We start from the raw sequence: 20,290 nt of genomic DNA, 5'->3' as shown, positions 1-20,290 counted from the left end.
GGGTTTCCTGGCCCAGGAAGCGTTTCACCTCGTATAGGTCGTAGGTTCTGGGCATGGGCGGCAGGCTGGCCAGGAAGGTCTTGCCGTAGGTCTTTCGGGTGAGTCTCGGGTCGCCGATGATGAGGACGCCGGCGTCGCTGGCATCGCGGATCAGGCGGCCGGCGCCCTGTTTGAGGGTGAGGACCGCGGTGGGCAGGTGCTCGTGGGGGAAGGGCTCCAGGCCCTTTTCCTTCAGGTAGCGGTCGCGGGCCTCGATGACCGGGTCCGCCGGGCTCGGGAAGGGGAGCTTGTCGATGACCACCACGGACAGGGCCGCGCCGCGCACGTCCACGCCCTCCCAGAAGCTGCCGGTGCCGAGCAGCACGGCGTTGCCCTTGGACCGGAACTGGTGGATCAGGTGGTCGCGGGGGGCGTCGCCCTGCACCAGCAGGGGGAAGCGGCCCTCGCGGCGCAGGCGGTCCGCCGCCTGGCGCAGGGCGCGGTGGCTGGTGAACAGGAAGAAGGCGCCGCCGGGGCTGGCCGCCACCACCGGCAGGGCGGCGTCCAGCAGGCGGTCGGTGTAGGCGGGGTTGCCGGGGTCGGGCAGGCGCGGCGGATGGTAGAGGCGGGCCTGCTCGTCGAAGTGGAAGGGCGACTCCCACTTGCGGGTCGTCACGTCCCCGGGCAGGCCCAGGCGGGCGCAGAAGTGGGTGAAGCTCTCCCCCACGGCCAGGGTCGCGGAGGTGAACACCCAGGCCTGGCCCTTGGCCCCGCCGGTGGCGCGCTGGAAGGGCCCGGCCACCTCCAGCGGCGTGGCGTGGACGAAGGCGCCGCGGCCCCGGGTCTCCATCCAGAAGACGAAGTCCGGGTCGTCCGCCTCGTGGAGGAAATTCAGGCGCTCGTTGAGGTCCTTGGCCCGCTCGAAGGCGCGGCCTAACCCCTTGCCGCGCTCGGCGTGGATCTCCAGGACGTTTTGCAGGCGGTCGGCGGCGGAGCGCAGGGCGTCGAAGGCCTGCCGCGGGGCGGGCTGCTCCAGCACCGGCTTCCAGGCACCGCGCCAGTCGCCCTCGCCCAGGGCGCGGCGCCAGTCGCCGGCGGCGCGCTCCAGGGCGTTCGCGGCCTCGGGGAGCTGGGGGTCGTCGCCGGCCTCCTGGGCGAACTCGTCGCGGCTGTCGCGGGCCAGCTCGCGCAGGCCGTAGTTGCTGATGCCGGTGCCGAAGAAGCGGCTGGCCGCCTCGGGGAGCTGGTGGGCCTCGTCGAAGACCACGGCGTCGGCCTTGGGCAGCAGCTCCCCCACCCCCTCGCTCTTGAGGTTGAGGTCGGCGCAGAACAGGTAGTGGTTGACCACCACCACGTCCGCCTCCTGGGCGCGGCGGCGCGCCTGGATGAGGAAGCAGTCGTCGTAGTGCTCGCACTCCGTGCCCAGGCAGTTGTCGCTGGTGGAGGTGACGCGCGGCCAGATGGCGGCGTCCTCGGCGAGGCTGGTCACCTCGGCGCGGTCGCCATGGGTGGTGTGGCCGGCCCACTCGCGGATGCGCGCCAGGTCGGCGCGCTGCTCGCCGGAGAGCTCGCGCTCCTGATAGACGGCGCGCTCCAGGCGGTGGATGCAGAGGTAGTTGGCGCGGCCCTTCAGCAGGGCGGTGCGGAAGTCGGCGCCCAGGGCGCGGCGCAGCAAGGGGAGGTCGCGGTGGTAGAGCTGGTCCTGGAGGTTGCGGGTGCCGGTGGACACGAGCACCTTGCGCCCGGACTGGAGCACCGGCACCAGGTAGGCGAAGGTCTTGCCGGTGCCCGTGCCCGCCTCGGCCACCAGGGTGCCCTGGTTGGCCAGGGCGTCCTCCACGGCCGCCGCCATCTCCTGCTGCTCCGGGCGGGGCTGGAAGTTGTCCAGGGCGCCCGCCAGGGGGCCTTCGGGGCCTAGGGTGTCGCGGGCGGAGGTCATGGGGTGGGTGGCAGCTCCGGCGTTTGGGCAGGCCGATGTAGGAGCCCGCTTCAGCGGGCGAATCCGTATGGGGCACGGTGCCCGATTTTGGCAGATCGCCCGCTAAAGCGGGCTCCTACGGGGGTTCGGGGCCCGATTTGGGTGGTCGCGACGGGGGCCGTCGCTCCTACCGGCCAATTTTGGCCTCCGGCCGAATTGAGCCGGTCGCGAGCTGGAGCTCGCTCCTACAGCTTCGTTTCAGGCCCGTGCCTAGTGGCTGGCGCGGCGCCAGACGGTGCCGTCGGCGCGGTCTTCCAGCTCGATGCCGTTGGCGGCGAGGCGGTCGCGGATGGCGTCGGCGGTGGCGAAGTCCTTGCTCTTGCGGGCCTCGGCGCGCTGCTCGATGAGCTTTTCGATCTCCTCGGCGGGGAAGCCGCCGGTGTCGCGCTGCAGGAAGGCCTTGGGATCGCGCTCCAGCAGCCCCAGCCAGCCGCCGAGGAGCTTGAGCACGCCCGCCGCGGCTCGGGCGCCGTCGGGGTCCTCCTCCTTGCGCTTGTTCACCTCGCGGGCCAGCTCGAACAGGGCGGCCAGGGCCTCGGGGGTGTTGAAGTCGTCGTCCATGGCGCTGCGGAAGCGCACCACCCAGGGCAGCAGGTCCTCGTCCACGTGGTCGGGGTCCTCGTAGACCACCGGCTCCACGTCCTCCAGGGCGGTGTAGAGCCGTTCCAGGCCCTCCGCGGCGCCGCGCAGATTGTCCTCGGTGTAGTTGAGCGGGCTGCGGTAGTGGCTGCTCATGAGGAAGAAGCGCAGGATCTCCGGGTCGTACTGCTCCATCACCTCGCGGATGGTGAAGAAGTTGCCCAGGGACTTGGCCATCTTCTCGTCGTCCACCCGCACGAAACCGTTGTGGATCCAGTACTTGGCGAAGGTGCAGTCCAGCGCCGCCTCGCTCTGGGCGATCTCGTTCTCGTGGTGGGGGAAGCGCAGGTCGGCGCCGCCGCCGTGGATGTCCAGGGGGCAGCCGAGCTGGTTGGTGGACATGGCGCTGCACTCGATGTGCCAGCCCGGCCGGCCCCGGCCCCACGGCGAATCCCAGGCGGGCTCGCCGGGCTTGGCGGCCTTCCACAGGGCGAAGTCCAGGGGGTCGCGCTTGTCGGCCTCGGCCTCCACCCGCGCCCCGGCGCGCAGGTCCTCGATGGATTCGCCGGACAGCCGGCCGTAGTGCTTGAACTTGCGCACCTCGTAGTAGACGTCGCCGGCGTCGGTGGCGTAGGCGTAGCCGCGGTCGATGAGGCCCTGGATCATGGCGATCATCTGGTCCACGGACTGGGTGGCGCGCGGCTCGTGGTCCGGGCGCAGCACGCCGAGGGCGTCGAGGTCCTCGTGCATGCGGGCGATGACGCGCTCGGTGAGCGCCTCCACGGATTCGTTGTTCTCCGCGGCGCGGGCGATGATCTTGTCGTCGATGTCCGTGATGTTGCGGACGTACTCCACCCCGTAGCCCCGGGCGCGCAGGTAGCGCACGATCACGTCGAACACCACCATGACCCGGGCGTGGCCCATGTGGCAGTCGTCGTAGACCGTCATGCCGCACACGTACATGCGCACGTGGGCGGGGTCGGCGGGCTCGAAGCGTTCCTTCTGCCGGGTGAGGCTGTTGTAGACGTGGAGGGTCATCGGGGTCTGTTCCGTCCGGTTTTGTGGATCAGCCACGGTTCGGGGCGGCCGGGACGGCCGCTCCCACATAGTGCCAATGGGCCCCGTAGGAGCCCGCTTTAGCGGGCGATTGCCGGATTGGGCCATCGCCCAGCGGAGCTGGGCTCCTACAGGGCCACGTTCCGGCCATGAGGCCCCTTGCCGCGGGTCGCGAGCTGGAGCTCGCTCCTACAGGGGGCTGAAGCGGCCGGGCCTATCCGGTCGCGGCCGGGACGGCCGCTCCTACCATCTTGTTTATTAGGCGTTGTGCTTCGCCGCCTGGATGCGGGCCAGGGCGCGTTCCTGGCCCATGAGCGGCAGCAGCGGGCCGAGCTCCGGGCCGAAGGTGCGGCCGGTGAGGGCCGCGCGCAGGGGCTTGAAGAGCTTCTTGCCCTTGAGACCCGTGGAACCCTTGATGGACTCCAGCACGGCGGCGAAGTCGGTGCCGTGCTCCTGCAGGGCGGCTTCGGCGCCCTCCCACAGGGCCGGGTCCGCGCCCTGGATTTCGGCTTTGGCCTCCTCGCTGGGCTCGACCTCGCCGAAGCAGGCCCGCGCCCACTGCTCGGCGTCCGCCGGGCGCTCCAGGTTGGGCTGCACCGCCGCCAGCCAATCCTGCCGCACATCTTCCGGCACGGCCGTCTCCAGGGCCGGCGCCACCCAGGGCCACAGCCGCCCGGGCGCGGCGTGGTGCACCGCTTCCTTGTTCCAGTGGTCGAGCTGCTCCACGTCGAACTTGGCCGGGGAGCGCGACAGGCCCTCGGCGTGGAAGTGCGCCGCCAGGTCCGGGAGGGCGAGCAGCTCGCCCGTTTCCATGTGGTGGCCGAGGCGGGCGAGGTAGTTGTTCACCGCCTCGGGGAAGTAGCCCGCCTCGCGCAGCTCCGCCACGGAGCGGCTGCCGTTGCGCTTGGACAGCGGCGCGCCATCAAAGCCCACCATGAGGTTGATGTGGCCGTAGGTGGGCGCCGGCAGGCCCAGCTCCTCCAGGAGCAGGAGCTGGCGCGGGGTGTTGGTGAGGTGGTCCTCGCCGCGCAGCACCCGGTTCACGCCCATCAGGGCGTCGTCCACGGCGTTGGTGAAGAAGAAGGACGGCGTGCCGTCGCTGCGGCGGATGATGAAGTCGCCGATCTCCTCACCCTGGAACACCTGCCGGCCGCGCACCAGGTCGTCGAAGGCGATCTCGCCGGGCTCCACGCGGAAGCGCAGGGTGGCCTCGCGCCCTTCGGCCTCCAGGCGCTCGCGGTCGGCGGCGGTGAGGTTGCGGCAGCGGCCCGGGTAGCGCGGCGGCTCGCCCCGGGCCCGCTGGGCGCGGCGCACCGCCTCCAGCTCCTCGGAAGTGCAGTAGCAGGGGTAGGCCTTGCCGGCGGCTTCGAGCTTCTCGTAGTAGCCGGCGTAGACGGCGCCGCGCTCCGACTGGGCGTAGGGGCCGTGCTCGTCCTCGGCGCCGGGGCCGGCGTCCCATTCCAGGCCCAGCCAGCGCAGGTCCTCGAGCAGGGCCTCGGCGTGCTCGGGCGTGCTGCGCTCCCGGTCGGTGTCCTCCAGGCGCAGCACGAACCGGCCGCCGGCCGAATGGGCCAGCAGCCAGTTGAACAGGGCGGTCCGGGCGTTGCCCAGGTGCATGGCGCCGGTGGGGCTCGGCGCGAAACGGGTAGTGACGGGCGTTTTCATGGCCGTAATGGTAGTCGCGCGCGGGTACCGGGGCAAACCTTCGCGGCCGGGGGGTCGCTTCTACCCGGGGCCCCTCAGTTCAGCCCGTACCGCTTGAGCTTGCGGTACAGGGTCCGCTCGCTCATGCCCAGGGCCTCGGCCACGGGCTTGCGCCGGCCGTCGTGGCGCTCCAAAAGGTCCTGGATGGAGCGCATCTCCAGCTCCCGCAGGGACCGGGGCTCCGGGGGCCCTCGCCGTGTCCCGGAGGGGCCCTCGCCCCCCTCCAGCCCCAGCTCCTCCACCCCGATCACCCCGCCGCTGCACAGGGCCACGGCGCGCTGCAGGATGTTGCGCAGCTCGCGGATGTTGCCCGGAAAGTCGTAGTCGGAGAGGCGCTCCAGGGCGGCCGCGGACAGGGTGCAGTGGGTGCCGTTGGCGCGGTTGATGCGGGTGAGCAGGGCCTCGGAGAGGGCCGGGATGTCCTCGCGGCGCTCGCGCAGGGAGGGCAGCTGGATGGTGATGCAGGCCAGCCGGTAGTAGAGGTCCTCGCGGAAGGCGCCCTTCTCCACCATTCCCGCCAGGTCGCGGTTGGTGGCGGTGACCACCCGCACGTCGGCGCTGCGCGTGTCCTCCGCGCCCAGCCGGCGGAACTGGCCCGACTCCAGGGCCCGCAGCAGCTTGGCCTGCATGGCCAGGGGCAGCTCGCCGATCTCGTCCAGGAACAGGGTGCCCCCGTCGGCAAGCTCGAACAGGCCCTGCTTGCGGCCCACGCAGCCGGTGAAGGCCCCCGGCTCGTGGCCGAAGATCTCGCTCTCGAACAGCTCGCCGTTGAGGGTGGAGCAGTCCACCACCTGGAACGGCCCCTCCCGGCGGGGGCTCTGGCGGTGCACGTAGCGCGCCGCCAGGTCCTTCCCCACCCCGCTCTCCCCCAGCAGCAGGATGCCGAGGTCGCTGTGGGCCACCTGGGTGAGCTTGTCCACCGCCCGCAGCAGGGCCGGCGAGCTGCCGATCAGGCGCATCTCCTCGCAGTCCATGTCCTCGGTGCCGGCCAGGCGGGTGATGGCCTCCCCCACCAGCCGCTCGCCGCCGGGACCGACCACCGGGTACCCCTTGATGCGCACGTGCTCGGCGCGGCCGCTCCGGTCGTAATGGGTATGCAGAACCACATGCTGGCGCTGGGTCTCGAAGACCCGCCGGTGGGGGCAGTCCTCGCCGTCCAGGTGGCAGGGGTGATCGAGGTGGTGGGAGACCTCGTAGCAGGGGCGGCCCACGATGGGGTCGTCCGCCCCCAGGCCGTAGGCCTCCCGGTAGGCCGCGTTGGCCGCCACCACCCGGTAGTCCCCGTCGATGAGGACGAAGGGCCCCTCCTGGGCGTCGATGAGCGACTGAATGACCGGATCCGGGATCGGAGGCATGTCGGGGTCCCTCCTCGGCGCCGCCCTGGCTGACAGATTGACATGACAGAGTGGCAGGACTGCCACCTGCCAGCCCCTCCGCCTTGGACGTTTATTTCCTATTTTTCAAAAGGTTAGACAAATGGCACGAGCCTTGCCTAACCCGCCCCTGACGCGCATCCGAGCGGACGTTCGGCCCGGGGACGTCCACCCCGTATCGCTGGGCCGAATGCGAAGCGTACACCGAAATCCCCAAAGATTCATCCCACTACCGAGGTTCGACGACCCATGGCCGACAAGCTGGCTCTGATCGTGACCTCCGGCTCCCGGGAGCAGCTCCAGATGGCCGCCATGATGGCCTCCGTGGGCTCCGTTTCCGGCACCGAGGTGACCGTGTTCCTGTCCATGAACGCCATGACCTACTTCGTCCGGGGGCGGGAGCGGGAAGAGGCCCCGAATGACGGCGAGATGGGCCGCCTGCTGGCGGAGAAGAACGCCCCCCACTTCATGGACCTCTTCGAGCAGGCCGCCGAGCTGGGCGGCGCGAAGATCTACCCCTGCTCCATGGCCGTGGACATCCTCGAGGCCGGCGAGGACGACCTGAACCCCATGCTCGAGAAGCCCCTGGGCCTGACCAAGTTCATGAGCGATTTCGAGGATGCCACCGTCCTCACCTTCTAGACCACCGCAACACCGATTCGGGAGCACCGATGAGCGAGACCAAGACCGTCGATGCCCGCGGCTCCTTCTGCCCGGGCCCCCTGATGGAGCTGATCGCCGCCATGAAGGAAGTGGAGGTGGGCGACGAGGTGGAGGTGCTTTCCACCGACGAGGGCTCCGCCAACGACGTGCCGGAATGGCTGGAGAAGGTGGGCCACGAGCTGGTGGACAACTTCCAGGAAGACGGCGTCTACCACATCCGCGCCCGCAAGGCGAAATAGCGCGTCCCCCCACGCAATCAAGGAGCGTGATGCCATGAAGAAGATCCTGATAGTCGGCGGCGGGATGGGCGGCACCATCCTCGCCAACAACCTGGCCCGGCGGCTGCGCAGGGAGCTGGACAACGGCGATGTGAAAATCACCATGCTCTCCGCCTCGGACCAGCACATGTACCAGCCCGGGCTGCTCTACGTGGCCTTCGGCAAGGTCATGCCCGACGAGCTCTACCGCGACCAGGCCAGCCTCCTGGAGCCCGGCATCGAATTCCACGTGGACCCGGTGGAGTCCTTCAACCTGGACGGAAACCAGGTGGCCACGGTCAGCGGCAAGACCTACGACTACGACTACATCGCCATCGCCACCGGCTCCCAGGCCAAGCCGGACAACATCCCCGGCCTGCTCGAGCACGGCCACCACGTCTACACCGAGGAGGCCGCGCTGAAGACCTGGGAGGCCCTGTCCAGCTTCGAGGGCGGCCGGGTCGCGGTGGTCACCGGCGTGCCGCACAAGTGCCCCATGGTGCCCCTCGAGATCACCTTCATGATGCACGACCACTTCAAGGACCGCGGCATTCTGGACCAGGTGTCCTTCAAGTACACCTACCCGATCGGGCGACTGCACTCGCTGGTGAACGTGGGCAAGTGGGCGGAGAAGGAATTCGACCGCCTCGGCATCGAGTACGAGACCCTGTTCAACCCCAAGGAGGTGGATGGCGACAACCGGCAGGTGCACAGCGAGGAAGGCTCCACCGTCGACTACGACCTGCTCATCACCATCCCGCCCCACAAGGGCATGGACACCATCGAGAGCAACGAGCTGGGCACCAGCGGCTGGATCCCCACCGACCGCGCCACCCTCAACGTGGAGGGCCACGACAACGCCTTCGTGCTGGGCGACACCACCAACCTGCCCATCTCCAAGGCCGGCTCCACCGCCCACTACGAGGCGGAGGTCCTCGGCGAGAACATCGCCGCTCAGGTCAAGCACGGCCGGCGGGTGCGCGACTACGACGGCAAGGTGTTCTGCTTCATCGAGGCGGGCAAGGACCGGGCCACCTTCGCCTCCTTCAACTACACCACCCCGCCCGACCCGCAGCCGCCCACGGAGACGGTCCACTGGTTCAAGCTCGCCTACAACCAGCTGTACTGGAACTCGGTGCGCGGGCTGCTCTAGGGAGGCACAGCCATGAACAAGGTAGCCGACGCCGAAGAACAGGCCCCCGAGGTGACGGAGCCCCTCCGCCACCTGGGACAAGCGGGGCGGGAGGCGCTCACCGACGAGATGGTGAGCCGCCTCGCGGAGACCGGCAGCGAGCTCATGGAGCTGCTCGACAAGGTCAACCGCTCCGACCTCGACGCCGCCCTGCCGGTGCTGGAACGGCTGGTCAAGAACGGCGACCTGGAGCGCCTCGCCGCCCTCGCCCGCCTGGTGGGGGCCGGCGAGGAGGCGCTCACCGACGAGATGGTGGGCCGTCTGGCCACCACCGCCGGCGAGACCATGGACCTGCTGGACCGGGTCAACCGCGCCGATCTGGGGCGGGCCGTGCCCATCCTGGAGCGCATGGTGGACAACGGCGACCTGCAGCGGCTGGCGGACTTCGCCCGCCTGCTGGGGTCGGCGCAGGAGGCGGTCACCGACGAGATGGTCGGCCGGCTGGCCACCACCGCCGGGGACGGCCTGGACCTGCTCGACAAGCTCAACCGGGCCAACCTGGACCGGATGCTGCCCACCATCCAGTGCATGGTGGACAACGGCGATCTCGAGCGCCTGGCTAGCCTGGCCCGGCTGTTCGGCGCCGCCCAGGAGGCCCTCACCGACGAGATGATCGGGCGCCTGGCGGGCAACGCCGCCGAAGCCATGGCCCTGCTGGACCGGCTGCAGTCCTCGGGCCTCCTCGACCGCCTGATCGAGGCGGCGCCGGCGCTCAACCGCCTCATGGCCCAGCTTTCCCCGGAGGTGATCGACCGCTTCGCCGCCGAGCTGCCGCGGGCCGTGGAGCTGATCGACCAGCTCCAGCAGATGCACATGACGGAGGACCTGCTCCGGTGCGTGCAGGGGGCCGTGGCGGAGATGCCCGACCAGCCGGAGGCCAAGGGCGGCCTGCGCGGGCTGCTGCACATCATGAAGCAGAAGGAGACCCAGGAGGTGCTGCAGTTCGTGATCGCCCTGGGCAAGCACTTCCGTCGCTGCCGTCTGGAGCGGGCCGGGGACTGAGCCCGCCGGGACTTGCCAACCGGGGCCCCTCCCCCGGCCGCCGGACGGCGCGCACGCGCCGTCCGGCTTCTTGTTTCCGCCCTTTGATCCGGATCATTCCGGAACTCCCGGCGGTTTCCCCAAACTAAAGGACTGGCAGATCGGCCGTTCTGCCGCCCGGCCCCGCGAGGTGGAAATGCGCGTCCCCCAGCAACCCGGCGTCCTGTTGACCGCCCGGAGACCCGCCGAAGAGGCCGCCCTCGAGCGGCTCGCCGCCGATGTCCGGGCCGAGCACCCCCTCCGGGCCGTGGGGACCGCCTTCCTCGAAACCGACCCCCCCACGGTCTTCGAGGGGCTGCGTCGGCTGGCCCGGGAATGCGCCCGCGTGGCCGTCATCCCCGCCTTTCCGGGGCCCGGCGGGGTCATCCCGCCTGCCCTGGACGCGGCCCTGGCCGTGGCGGCCACCTGTCTGCCGGCCACCCGCATCCGGGTGGCGCCCCCCCTCGGCGCGGAGCCCGAGCTGCTTCCCCTGGCGCGCCGATGCCTCACCGAGATGGGGGCCACGACGAGCGGTGATCCGGGCCACACCGGCATCGTCGTCCTCGGGCGGGGCAGCCGGGACCCCGATGCCCTGGCGCCCCTGGTGGCCCTGGCCTGGCGCCTGGGCCGGGACCTGGGCGCGGCTCGGGCGGACGGCGCCTTTCAGCGGGCCGCGCCCCCCTCCCTGGAAACCGTCATCGCCGACCAGATGGCCACCGGAGTTCGCCGCATTCTGGTGTTCCCGCACGCCCTGCTCCCCGACGCCCTCCGGGACCACGCCCGGGATCGCATCGCCGGTATCCGCATGCGCCACCCCGGGCTGGAGGTGGGGCTCTGCGAGCCGCCGGGCAGCTGCCCCGACGTGCGTGCCTGGATCGCCCGCCGCCTGGAGACGGTGGAGACCACCCCCTTCCACGCCGGGGATCCCCCATGGAGCTCATGAGCCGCCTCTCCGCCCGCCTTCCCGGCCTGGGACGGCCCTCGGTGGGCAACCGCCTGGCCGGTATGCTCCTCGCCGGCCTCGGCCTCGCCCTGGCGCTGATCGTGGTGGGGGTGTCCATCACCGACCAGCTCCACGGCGAGGCGGAGGCCATCAACGAGGCCGGCAAGCTGCGCATGCAGGCCTACCGCATCGGCCATAACCTGACCCTCGCCGCCGACAGCACCGGGGAGCGCCGCCAGCGGCTCTGGGAGCGCATCCGGGAGGACGTCGCCGCCTACGACCGCCGGCTGGCGGAGCAGGCCAAATTCCTGGACCAGGGCTTCCCGGCCTCCATCTCCCTGCCCCGCGATACCGAGGCCACGCTCGCCGACATCCAGGCCCGCTGGCTGGCCCGCAAGGAGCTGCTCCCCGAGTCCCCCACCGGCCTCGACCGCGGGGTGGCGGAGGCTTACAACGAGCACCTGGCGGGCTTCGTGGGGCGGGTGGACACCTACGTGGGCCACCTGCAGGAAAGCTCCGCCACCAAGCTGCAGCGCTACTACCTGAGCCTGCTGGGCTTCACCGTCATCGCCATCCTGGTGGGGGTGGTGAGCTTCCAGCGCACACGCCACTACCTCACCCGGCCCCTGCAGGGCCTGCGGGACTGCGCCCGTCAGCTCGCTACCGGCGACCTGGAATCCTGCCGCGCCCCGCGCGCCGACACCGAGGAGGTGGACCAGCTGGCCGGGGCCTTCAACGACATGGCCGAAGAGCTCAAGTCCCTGAAAAGCGACCTGGACGCCCAGGTGGCCGAGCAGACCCGCTCCCTCCAGCACCGCAACCTGCGCCTGGCCATGCTCTACGAAATCGCCTCCAGCCTGCAGACCAACCTGCCGGTGGAGGATCTTCTGGACCAGGCGCTGGAGCGGATCGTGGAGGTCACCGAGTCGGACGCCGGCATGGTGCGGCTAGTCACGGGGGACGACCGCATGCGCCTGGTGGCCTCCCGGGGCCTGGACCCCGGGATGCTGCGCGGGGAGGACGTGGTCTCCCTGGACCGCTGCCTGTGCGGCCAGAGCGCACGGGAAGGTAGCCTGAGCTACCGCGACGACCTCGCCCCCTGTGAGGCCCAGATGGGCGGAACCCTGCCCTGCGGCCGGGAAGCGGGCATGTACGCCGTGCCCATCAAGTACAAGGACCAGGTGCTGGGCCTGTTCACCCTCTTCGGCACCCCCCGCCAGCCCCACCAGCAGGGCGTGGATTCCCTGCTGGAGACGGTGGCCAACCACGTGGGCCTGGTCATCAAGAACCGCCGGCTCACCGCCGAGGCCCAGCGCACCTCCCTCATGGAGGAGCGCAATCTGCTGGCCGCCGAGCTACACGACTCCATCGCCCAGTGCCTGGCGTCGGTGAAGCTCCAGACGTGGATGCTGGAAGAGGAGCTGGAGAAGGGGAACCTGGACACCAGCCGTGAGCTGGTCGGCAAGGTCCGCAACGGGGTGGAGTCAGGCTACAGCAATCTGCGCGAGCTGCTCACCCACTTCCGCACCCGCATCGACGAGCGCGGCCTGGTGCCGGCCCTCAAGAGCCTGGTGGCCACCTTCCACGAGCAGACCGGGGTGCCCGTCTACCTGCAGGGGCTCAATCACGACCTGGAGCTGGACCCCGACGGCGAGATCCAGGTGTTCCACATCGTCCAGGAGGCCCTGGCCAACGTGCGCAAGCACGCGCAGGCGGAGAACGTGCGGATCATGGTCCAGGAAAAGGACGACACCTACCACATCCTGGTGGAGGACGACGGGCGCGGTATGGACGTGGACGCCGTGGACGCCGACGACCGGGCCCACTTCGGGCTGTCCATCATGCGCGAGCGGGCGGGCCGGCTGGGTGGCCGGGTGGAAATTGAAGGCGAGCCCGGGGAGGGCGTCCAGGTCCTCCTGACCTTCCCCCGGGGCCGAACGGATCCCAACGATGGGGAGGCAGCGAGCCTTGCGCGTGTTTCTGGTTGACGACCATTCCCTGTTCCGCGGCGGCCTGGAGAGCCTGCTGGAGAAGCGCCCCGACCTGGAGGTGGTGGGCATGGCCAGCTCCGGGGCCGAGGCCCTGGAACGGGTGCCCGAGCTGCGCCCGGACATCGTCCTGCTCGACCTCAAGATGCCCGGCATGGACGGCCTGGAGACCCTGCGCCGTCTGGTGGACGCCGGCATCGAGGGGCGGGTGGTGATGCTCACCGTGAGCGACGACGAGGAGGACCTGGTGACCGCCCTGCGGTCCGGGGCCTCCGGCTACCTCCTCAAGGACGCCGAGCCCGCGGAGCTGAACCGCTCCCTGGACCGGGTCCTGGCGGGCGAGACCGTGGTCGCCCCCAGCCTGACGGGCTCCCTGGCCCAGGTGGTGCGGGGCGAGGACCGGGCGCAGGAGAGCGCCGGCCCCCTCGACGAGCTCACCCCCCGCGAACAGGAGATCCTGCGCCACATCGCCCTCGGCGAGAGCAACAAGGCCATCGCCCGGGCTCTCGACATCAGCCCTGACACCGTCAAGCTCCACGTCAAGAACCTGCTGCGCAAGCTGGGCGTCGACTCCCGGGTCTCGGCGGCCATCCTGGCCACCCGCCACGGACTCGTCGAGGAGTAATAGCGGCGACTCTCGACGCCCGCACCGGAGGCGAATCGGGCCCCGACCTGCAAAACAAAAAAGCCCGGGCGTTGCCGCCCGGGCTACCCGCGCCGGAGGGGAAGGGCCGGCTGCAGGGTTTCAAGTGTGCTGCACGCGCCGCCGCACCAACTGGTAGGGCCGGTTGATGTAGCCCACGGGGGCGGACCAGATGTGCACCAGCCGGGAGAAGGGGAACACCAGGAACACCGTCAGCCCGAACAGGATGTGCAGCTTGTAGAGGAAGGACACCTCCAGCAGCAGATGGGAGGCCGGCTGCAGGGTCACAATGGCCTGCGCCCAGTGCATGAGCTGCTCCATGACGTGGCCCTCGGGATGGGACGCCGACACGGAGATGGTCAGCAGGCCAAGCAGCAGGGTCGCCAGCAGCAGCCAGAGGATGAAGATGTCCATGCCGGAGGAGCTCTTGTAGATCCGCCGGTTGGTCATGCGCCGGTGGATGAGCATGGCAAGCCCGATCAGGCACATGGTCCCGAAGATGCCGCCGGCGGTCATGGCCAGCTGCTGCTTGGCCGCGGGGGAAATGCCCAGGGCGTGGAACACCTCCGGCGGCGTCAGCAGGCCCACCAGGTGGCCGACGAACAGCAGGAGGATGCCGCTGTGGAAGAGGATGCTGCCCATCCGCAGCCGGTCCCCCTCCAGCAGCTGACTGGACTTGCTGCCCCAGCGCCGCTGCTTGTGGTTGTAGGTAAGCACGCTGCCCACCAGGAAGGTGGCCAGCGCGATGTAGGGATAGATGCCGAACAGGATGTGGTGCAGAGTCTCCATGGGAGGGCTCCTTTCAGGCGGCCACCGGCGGGCACACGTGGTTCTTCAGGACCGTGAACACCGCCGCATAGGGGCTTTCGGCCTCCGCCAGCTTCGCCTCCAGCTCCCCGTAGATGTCCACGAACTCGGCCAGCAGGCTTTCGCCGGCCTCCGACCGCTCCCCGGCGAACTCCAGCATCAGGGGCAGGTAATCCGGGACCTCCACCCGCTCGCCCACGAAGCCGTGGGCGCGGTAGAACTGGTCCATGGCCACCAGCTGCTGGCCCCGCTCCTGGGTGTCGCCGTAGCGGAAGTGGGTCATGTGCAGGTGGACCTTCTCCCCGAGGTCGAAAAGGCCGGAATAGGCCTCTTGGGCCGTCAGCAGGTCCGTTTCCGCCAGCTCCTGGATCAGGGTCCGCAGGGCGGCGCGGTCCGCCTCGGTCAGGCCGGGATCCTCCTCCACTATCTCCCAGAGCTCCGGCGCGGCGGCCTGCAGCTCGGCGGTGGGGTAATCGAGCAGGGCAGATAGCAGTTTGTACCGTTGCATTGCGGGCCTCCGCTTCAGTCTTCGTGGACGTAGATCTCGGGGAAGGCCTGGTCGAAGCCGGACGCCCCCTGGGCCGCGTAGGTCTCGTCGTACTCGTGGATGACCTCGCGGGCGCTGATGGGCACCACGAAGCGGTCCTCGTAGTTGGCGATGGCCATGTAGCGGTACATGTCCCGGGCCTGGTCCTCCGTGAGCCCCACCTTGTCCAGTACCGCCGTGTTGGCCTTGCCGTCCACGTTCAGGGCGCGGTGGTAGCTGCGCATGGCGATCATGCGGTCCAGGGCACCCTTCACGGCGGCCTCGTCGCCGGCGGTGAACAGGTTGGCCAGGTACCTGACCGGCGTGCGCATGGACTCGGAGCGGGGGATGACCCCGTCGTCCTCAGTGGGCAGGTTGCCCTGGTCGATCTGGGTCTGCACTGGCGACAGCGGCGGCACATACCAGATCATGGGCAGGGTCCGGAACTCCGGATGGAGTGGGAAGGCCACCCGCCATTCCACCGCCATCTTGTACACCGGGGAGCTCTGCGCCGCCTCGATCCACTCGTGCTTGATGCCGGAGGCCTTGGCCGCCTTCTGCACCTCCGGGTCGTGGGGGTCCAGGAACAGATCCCGGTGGGCCTCGTAGAGGTCCTCCTCGCGGGCCGTGCCGGCCACCTCCTCGATGCGGTCGGCGTCGTAGAGCACCACCCCGTAGGAGCGGATGCGGCCCACGCAGGACTCCACGCAGGCCGGCGGCATGCCCGACTCCACGCGGGGGTAGCAGCCGATGCACTTCTCCGACTTGCCGGTGGCCCAGTTGAAGTAGACCTTCTTGTAGGGGCAGCCGGAGACGCAGAAGCGCCAGCCGCGGCACTGCTCCTGGTCCACCAGGACGATGCCGTCCTCGTCGCGCTTGTACAGGGCCCCGGAGGGGCAGCTGGCGACGCAGGCCGGGTTTGCGCACTGGTTGCAGGCCCGCGGCAGGTACATGTGGAAGGTGTTCTCGAACTCCTTGTAGATGTCCTTATCCACCCCCTCCAGGTTCTTGTCCTTGCTGCGGGCCGCGAACGGGCCGCCCAGGTCGTCCTCCCAGTTGGGGCCCCACTCCACCTTGTCCATGGTCTCCTCGGTGATCATGGAGACGGGCCGGGCGGTGGGGGTGGCTTCCTTGTACCCCGCGCTCACCAGGTTCTGGTAGTCGTAGGTGTACGGCTCGTAGTACTCGTCGATGGTGGGCAGGTTGGGGTTGTGGAAGATGCTGGCCAGCTTGCGGCCGCGGCCGCCGGCCCGCAGCTCCAGCTTGCCGTTGATCCGCGTCCAGCCGCCCTTCCACTTGGCCTGGTTCTCCCATTCCTTGGGGTAGCCGATACCCGGCTTGGACTCGACGTTGTTGAACCAGGCGTATTCCATGCCCTTGCGGTTGGTCCAGGTGTTCTTGCAGACCACCGAGCAGGTGTGGCACCCGATGCATTTATCGAGGTTCATCACCATCATCATCTGTGCGCGGACTCGCATGGCGTCTCTCCTGTGTCTCGCTAAGCGGGGGACAAACGAGGCCACCAAGGCCTAGAGCCCCGGGACGTCGGGGGCCTTCTCGCGCTCCTCGGTCAGCGGCCGCTCCAGCCAGTCGACCTCGTCCACCCGGCGCACCACCACGAACTCGTCGCGCTGGGAGCCCACCGTGCCGTAGTAGTTGAAGAAGTAGCTCAGGTGGGCGTAGCCGCCGATCATGTGGGTGGGCTTCACGGTGACGCGGGTGACGCTGTTGAGGATGCCGCCCCGCTTGCCGGTGCTCCGCGAGCCCGGCACGTTCACGTTCTTCTCCTGGGCGTGGTACATCATGGCCATGCCCTCGGGGATGCGCTGGCTGACCACCGCGCGGCCCATGGTGGCGCCGTTGCCGTTGGCCGCCTCCACCCAGTCGTTGTCAGCGATCCCCGCCTTCTCCGCGTCCACCTCGGAGATCCAGACGATGGGCCCGCCGCGCCCGAGAGTGAGCATCCGGTGGTTGTCGTTATAGGTGCTATGGATGCCCCACTTGGAGTGCGGCGTGATCCAGTTGAGCACCACCCCCGGATTGGGGTTGTCGCGGTTGCCGGCCGAGCGGCGCTGGATGGAGCGCATGTCCACCGCCGGCCGGTAGGCGCAGAAGGCCTCGCCGAAGTCCCGCATCCACTCGTGGTCCTGGTAGAACTGCGCCCGGCCGGTGAGGGTCCGGAAGGGGATCAGCTCGTGGATGTTGGTGTAGCCCTGGGTGTAGCTCACCTCCTCGGACTCCAGCCCGGACCAGGTGTGCGCAGTGATGATCTTGCGCGGCTGGGATTGGAGGTCGCGGAAGTGCATCTTGTCGCCGCGCCGGTCGGCGGCCAGGTGGGTGTGGTCGCGCCCGGTCTTCTTGGACAGCAGGGACCAGGTGCGGTAGGCCACCTCGCCATTGGTCTCCGGCGCCATGCTCATCAGGGCGTCGGCCGCCTGGATGTCCGACTCCAGGGACGGCTGGCCCTTGCCCACGCCCTCGGACTCCACCGTGCCGATGTGGTGGCGCAGCTCCTCGATCTCCTGGCCGGTCTCCCAGGTCACGCCCTTCACCGCGTTGCCGGCCTTCTCCATCAAGGGACCGAGGCTGATGAACTTGTGCCCGGTGCTGGCGAAATCGCGCTCCACCACCTTGAGCACCGGCAGGGTCTTGCCCGGGATGGGCTCGCACTCGCCCTTCTTCCAGTCCTGCACCTCGAAGGGCTGGGCGATCTCCGCGGCGGTGTCGTGCTGCATGGGCATGGCCACCAGGTCCTTCTGGGTGCCCAGGTGGTCGCCGGCCAGCTCGCCGAACTTGGCCGCCAGGCCCTTGAAGATGTCCCAGTCGCTCTTGCTCTCCCACAGCGGGTTCACCACCTCGGAAAGCGGGTGGATGAAGGGGTGCATGTCGCTGGTGTTGAGGTCGTTCTTCTCGTACCAGGTGGCCGTGGGCAGCACGATGTCGGAGTGCAGGCCGGTGGAGTTCATGCGGAAGTTGATGTCCACCAGCAGATCGAGCTTGCCGGTGGGGGCCTCCTCGTGCCACTCGATCTCCTCGGGGCGCCCGGCGGGGGCGTCGGCCTCGTTCATGACGCCGTTCTGGGTGCCCAGCAGGTGCTTGAGGAAGTACTCGTGGCCCTTAGCCGAGCAGCCGAGCAGGTTGGAGCGCCACACGAACAGGTTGCGGGGGAAGTTGGTGGGGTTGTCGACGTCCTCGCTGGCGAAGCGCAGGTCGCCGGACTTCAGCCGCCCCACCACATGCTCGGCCACCGCCTCCTCGGTGGTGGCGCCGTCCGCCTCGGCCTTGCGCACGATCTCCAGCGGGTTCTCGTTGAAGTGCGGCGCCGACGGCAGCCAGCCCAGGCGCTGGGCCACCACGTTGTAGTCCGCCAGCTGGTAGCCATTGTCCTTGTCCCGGGCGCCGGGCACCTTGAGGGCGGCCGGATCGATGGTCTCGTAGCGCCACTGGTCGGTGTGGAAGTAGTAGAAGGTGGTGCCGTTCATGTGCCGCGGCGGCCGGTGCCAGTCGAGGCCGAAGGCGATGGGCGCCCAGCCGGCCTGCGGCCGCAGCTTCTCCTGGCCCACGTAGTGCGCCCACCCGCCGCCGGACTGGCCGACGCAGCCGCACAGGTGCAGCAGGTTCATGATGGCGCGGTAGTTCATGTCGTTGTGGTACCAGTGGTTGATCGCCGCGCCGAGGATCACCATGGACTTGCCGTGGGTCTTGGCCGCGTTGTCGGCGAACTCCCGCCCGGTGCGGATCAGATCCGCCTTCTTGACCCCGGTGACCTTCTCCGCCCACGCCGGGGTGTAGGCCACGTCGGCGTCGTCGTAGCTGGCCGCCACGTTGTCGCCGCCCAGGCCGCGGTCCAGGCCGTACTGGGCCGCCTGCAGGTCGAACACCGTGGCCACGCGCACCTGCTCGCCGTCGATCTCCAGGGTGCGCACCGGCACGTTGCGGGCCAGCTCCTCGGGCTCGTCCTCGGCGAAGTGCGGGAAGGCCACCGGGACCACGTCATCGGAGCCGTCGATGAAGGAGAGCGCCGCGTCGATCTCGCGGCCGCCGGCCTTCTGCTCCAGGTTCCACTTGCCGTCCTCGCCCCAGCGGAAGCCGATGGAGCCGTTGGGCGCGGCGAACTCGCCGGCGGCCTGATCAAAGACGATGGTCTTCCACTCGGGGTTGTTGTCCTCGCCGAGGGAGCCGTCGAAGTCGGAGGCGCGCAGCAGCCGGCCGGGCCGGTAGGTGCCGCCGTCCTCTTCCAGGCGCACCACCATGGGCATGTCGGTGTAGCGCTTGACGTAGTCGTGGAAGTAGGGGTCCTGGCGATCCAGGTGGAATTCCTTGAGCGCCACGTGGCCCATGGCCAGGAAGGCGGCGGCGTCGGTGCCCTGCTTCACCGGCATCCACAGGTCGGCGAATTTCACGTACTCGGCGTAGTCCGGGGCCATGGACACCACCTTGGTGCCCTTGTAGCGGGCCTCGGCGTAGAAGTGCGCGTCCGGCGTCCGGGTCATGGGCAGGTTGGCGCCCGTGACGATGAGGTAGGTGGAGTTGTACCAGTCGGCCGCCTCGGGGACGTCGGTCTGCTCGCCCCAGGTCTGCGGCGAGGCCGGCGGCAGGTCGCAGTACCAGTCGTAGAAGGAGAGGCAGTTGCCGCCGATCAGCGAAAGGTAGCGCGAGCCGGCCGCGTAGCTGAGCATGGACATGGCCGGGATGGGGGAGAAACCGTTGATGCGGTCCGGGCCATGGGTCTTGGCGGTGTAGACGTTGGCCGCGGCGATCATCTCCTGGGCCTCGTCCCAGCTGGTGCGGACGAAGCCGCCCAGGCCGCGCACGCCCTTGTAGGCGCGGGCCTTCTCGGGCTCCTCGACGATGGCGGCCCAGGCCTCCACCGGGTCCTTGGTCTGGCGCTCGCGGCGGTACATCTCCACCAGGCGGCCGCGCACCAGGGGATACTTTATGCGGTGGGGGCTGTATTCGTACCAGGAGAAGCTTGCCCCCCGCTGGCAGCCGCGCGGCTCGTGGTTCGGCAGGTCCGGCCGGGTACGGGGGTAGTCGGTCTGCTGCATCTCCCACGTGATGAGGCCGTTCTTGACGAACACCTTCCAGCTGCAGCTACCCGTGCAATTCACCCCGTGGGTGGTGCGCACCACTTTGTCGTGCTGGAAGCGGTTGCGGTAGGTATCCTCCCAGGCCCGATCCTCGTCCGACACCTTCCCCCAGCCGCCGGCGAACTCCTCGCCGTTCTTGCTGAAGAACCGCAGACGATCCAAAAAATCACCCATTGCTGACTCCTTCGCCGCTGCTGGTCGAAGCCCCTGATCCGTTCCCTGCCGGGGCCCGGGACCGCGATGCGTTTACCTTGGGTATAAAGGTAGAAACTTCCGCAAACCGGGGATAGAACCGTGAAGAGTAGGTTTGTGGTGCCGAATGGGAGTATTCCCACCTACCCATGGGGGTAGGTCTCCATGCCGATTGCGGAGATCGCCCATAAAAAGGCCGGACCCCGAGGGATCCGGCCTTGCGCCCTTCCACCGTTCCCGTTCCCAGGGCGCTTAACAGGGCACCTCGGCGTTCTTCCGGTAGTAGAACCACCAGGTCAC

General features: G+C 69.3%; 15 protein-coding genes. 7 read left to right on the top strand and 8 right to left on the bottom strand.

Annotated elements, in window-relative coordinates:
* The 4 genes from ACLFRB_RS09920 to ACLFRB_RS09905 form a co-directional block, all read right to left on the bottom strand.
* A partial coding sequence (locus ACLFRB_RS09920) for an ATP-dependent DNA helicase (RefSeq protein ID WP_411068851.1) occupies window positions 1-1,918 on the bottom strand: 1,918 nt, incomplete at its 3' end.
* Between the two features lie 249 nt (window positions 1,919-2,167).
* Window positions 2,168-3,574, bottom strand: a complete 1,407-nt coding sequence (gene cysS / locus ACLFRB_RS09915) for a cysteine--tRNA ligase (protein WP_411068850.1) — start codon at window positions 3,572-3,574, stop codon at window positions 2,168-2,170.
* A 276-nt stretch (window positions 3,575-3,850) separates the two neighbouring features.
* Window positions 3,851-5,257 carry a glutamate--tRNA ligase gene (gene gltX / locus ACLFRB_RS09910; RefSeq protein ID WP_411068849.1) on the bottom strand — a complete coding sequence of 469 codons (1,407 nt, stop codon included), beginning with the start codon at window positions 5,255-5,257 and terminating at the stop codon, window positions 3,851-3,853.
* A gap of 74 nt (window positions 5,258-5,331) precedes the next feature.
* Complete coding sequence (locus ACLFRB_RS09905) at window positions 5,332-6,651, bottom strand: sigma-54 interaction domain-containing protein (protein ID WP_411068848.1); 1,320 nt, start codon at window positions 6,649-6,651, stop codon at window positions 5,332-5,334.
* 267 nt (window positions 6,652-6,918) lie between these two features.
* Between ACLFRB_RS09905 and ACLFRB_RS09900 the strand changes: the two genes are divergently transcribed.
* The 7 genes from ACLFRB_RS09900 to ACLFRB_RS09870 all read left to right on the top strand — a co-directional run bounded on the left by ACLFRB_RS09900 (window position 6,919) and on the right by ACLFRB_RS09870 (window position 13,357).
* Window positions 6,919-7,311: a DsrE/DsrF/DrsH-like family protein gene (locus tag ACLFRB_RS09900; RefSeq protein ID WP_411068847.1), complete on the top strand. Its 393-nt coding sequence runs from the start codon at window positions 6,919-6,921 to the stop codon at window positions 7,309-7,311.
* 29 nt (window positions 7,312-7,340) lie between these two features.
* Window positions 7,341-7,571 (top strand): sulfurtransferase TusA family protein, encoded by a 231-nt coding sequence (locus tag ACLFRB_RS09895; protein ID WP_411068846.1) that lies wholly within the window; start codon window positions 7,341-7,343, stop codon window positions 7,569-7,571.
* A gap of 34 nt (window positions 7,572-7,605) precedes the next feature.
* Complete coding sequence (locus tag ACLFRB_RS09890; RefSeq protein ID WP_411068845.1) at window positions 7,606-8,742, top strand: NAD(P)/FAD-dependent oxidoreductase; 1,137 nt, start codon at window positions 7,606-7,608, stop codon at window positions 8,740-8,742.
* 12 nt (window positions 8,743-8,754) lie between these two features.
* A complete protein-coding gene (locus ACLFRB_RS09885) occupies window positions 8,755-9,783 on the top strand; it encodes a hypothetical protein (RefSeq protein ID WP_411068844.1) in 1,029 nt (342 codons plus the stop codon).
* A gap of 175 nt (window positions 9,784-9,958) precedes the next feature.
* A complete protein-coding gene (locus ACLFRB_RS09880) occupies window positions 9,959-10,744 on the top strand; it encodes a sirohydrochlorin chelatase (RefSeq protein WP_411068843.1) in 786 nt (261 codons plus the stop codon).
* Window positions 10,732-12,732 carry an ATP-binding protein gene (locus ACLFRB_RS09875; protein WP_411068842.1) on the top strand — a complete coding sequence of 667 codons (2,001 nt, stop codon included), beginning with the start codon at window positions 10,732-10,734 and terminating at the stop codon, window positions 12,730-12,732. The genes ACLFRB_RS09880 and ACLFRB_RS09875 overlap by 13 nt, the downstream gene beginning before the upstream one ends.
* Complete coding sequence (locus ACLFRB_RS09870) at window positions 12,719-13,357, top strand: response regulator (RefSeq protein ID WP_411068852.1); 639 nt, start codon at window positions 12,719-12,721, stop codon at window positions 13,355-13,357. The genes ACLFRB_RS09875 and ACLFRB_RS09870 overlap by 14 nt, the downstream gene beginning before the upstream one ends.
* 120 nt (window positions 13,358-13,477) lie before the next feature.
* Here ACLFRB_RS09870 and narI read toward each other — a convergent pair whose 3' ends face one another.
* Genes narI through ACLFRB_RS09850 form a run of 4 tightly spaced genes read right to left on the bottom strand, consistent with a single transcriptional unit; the run spans window position 13,478 to window position 19,972 of the window.
* A complete protein-coding gene (gene narI / locus ACLFRB_RS09865) occupies window positions 13,478-14,164 on the bottom strand; it encodes a respiratory nitrate reductase subunit gamma (RefSeq protein ID WP_411068841.1) in 687 nt (228 codons plus the stop codon).
* A 13-nt stretch (window positions 14,165-14,177) separates the two neighbouring features.
* Entirely contained in the window at window positions 14,178-14,690 is a 513-nt protein-coding gene (gene narJ / locus ACLFRB_RS09860) for a nitrate reductase molybdenum cofactor assembly chaperone (RefSeq protein ID WP_411068840.1), read from the bottom strand.
* A gap of 14 nt (window positions 14,691-14,704) precedes the next feature.
* Window positions 14,705-16,186, bottom strand: coding sequence for a nitrate reductase subunit beta (gene narH / locus ACLFRB_RS09855; protein ID WP_411068839.1), 1,482 nt, complete (start codon window positions 16,184-16,186; stop codon window positions 14,705-14,707).
* A 51-nt stretch (window positions 16,187-16,237) separates the two neighbouring features.
* Window positions 16,238-19,972 carry a nitrate reductase subunit alpha gene (locus ACLFRB_RS09850; RefSeq protein ID WP_411068838.1) on the bottom strand — a complete coding sequence of 1,245 codons (3,735 nt, stop codon included), beginning with the start codon at window positions 19,970-19,972 and terminating at the stop codon, window positions 16,238-16,240.
* Window positions 19,973-20,290: the final 318 nt, after the last annotated feature.

The organism is Thiohalorhabdus sp. (assembly GCF_046545655.1).
GTDB lineage: Bacteria > Pseudomonadota > Gammaproteobacteria > Thiohalorhabdales > Thiohalorhabdaceae > Thiohalorhabdus.
The sequence above is the reverse complement of the archived record's forward strand: the minus strand, read 5'-3'. Positions and strand labels throughout refer to the sequence as shown.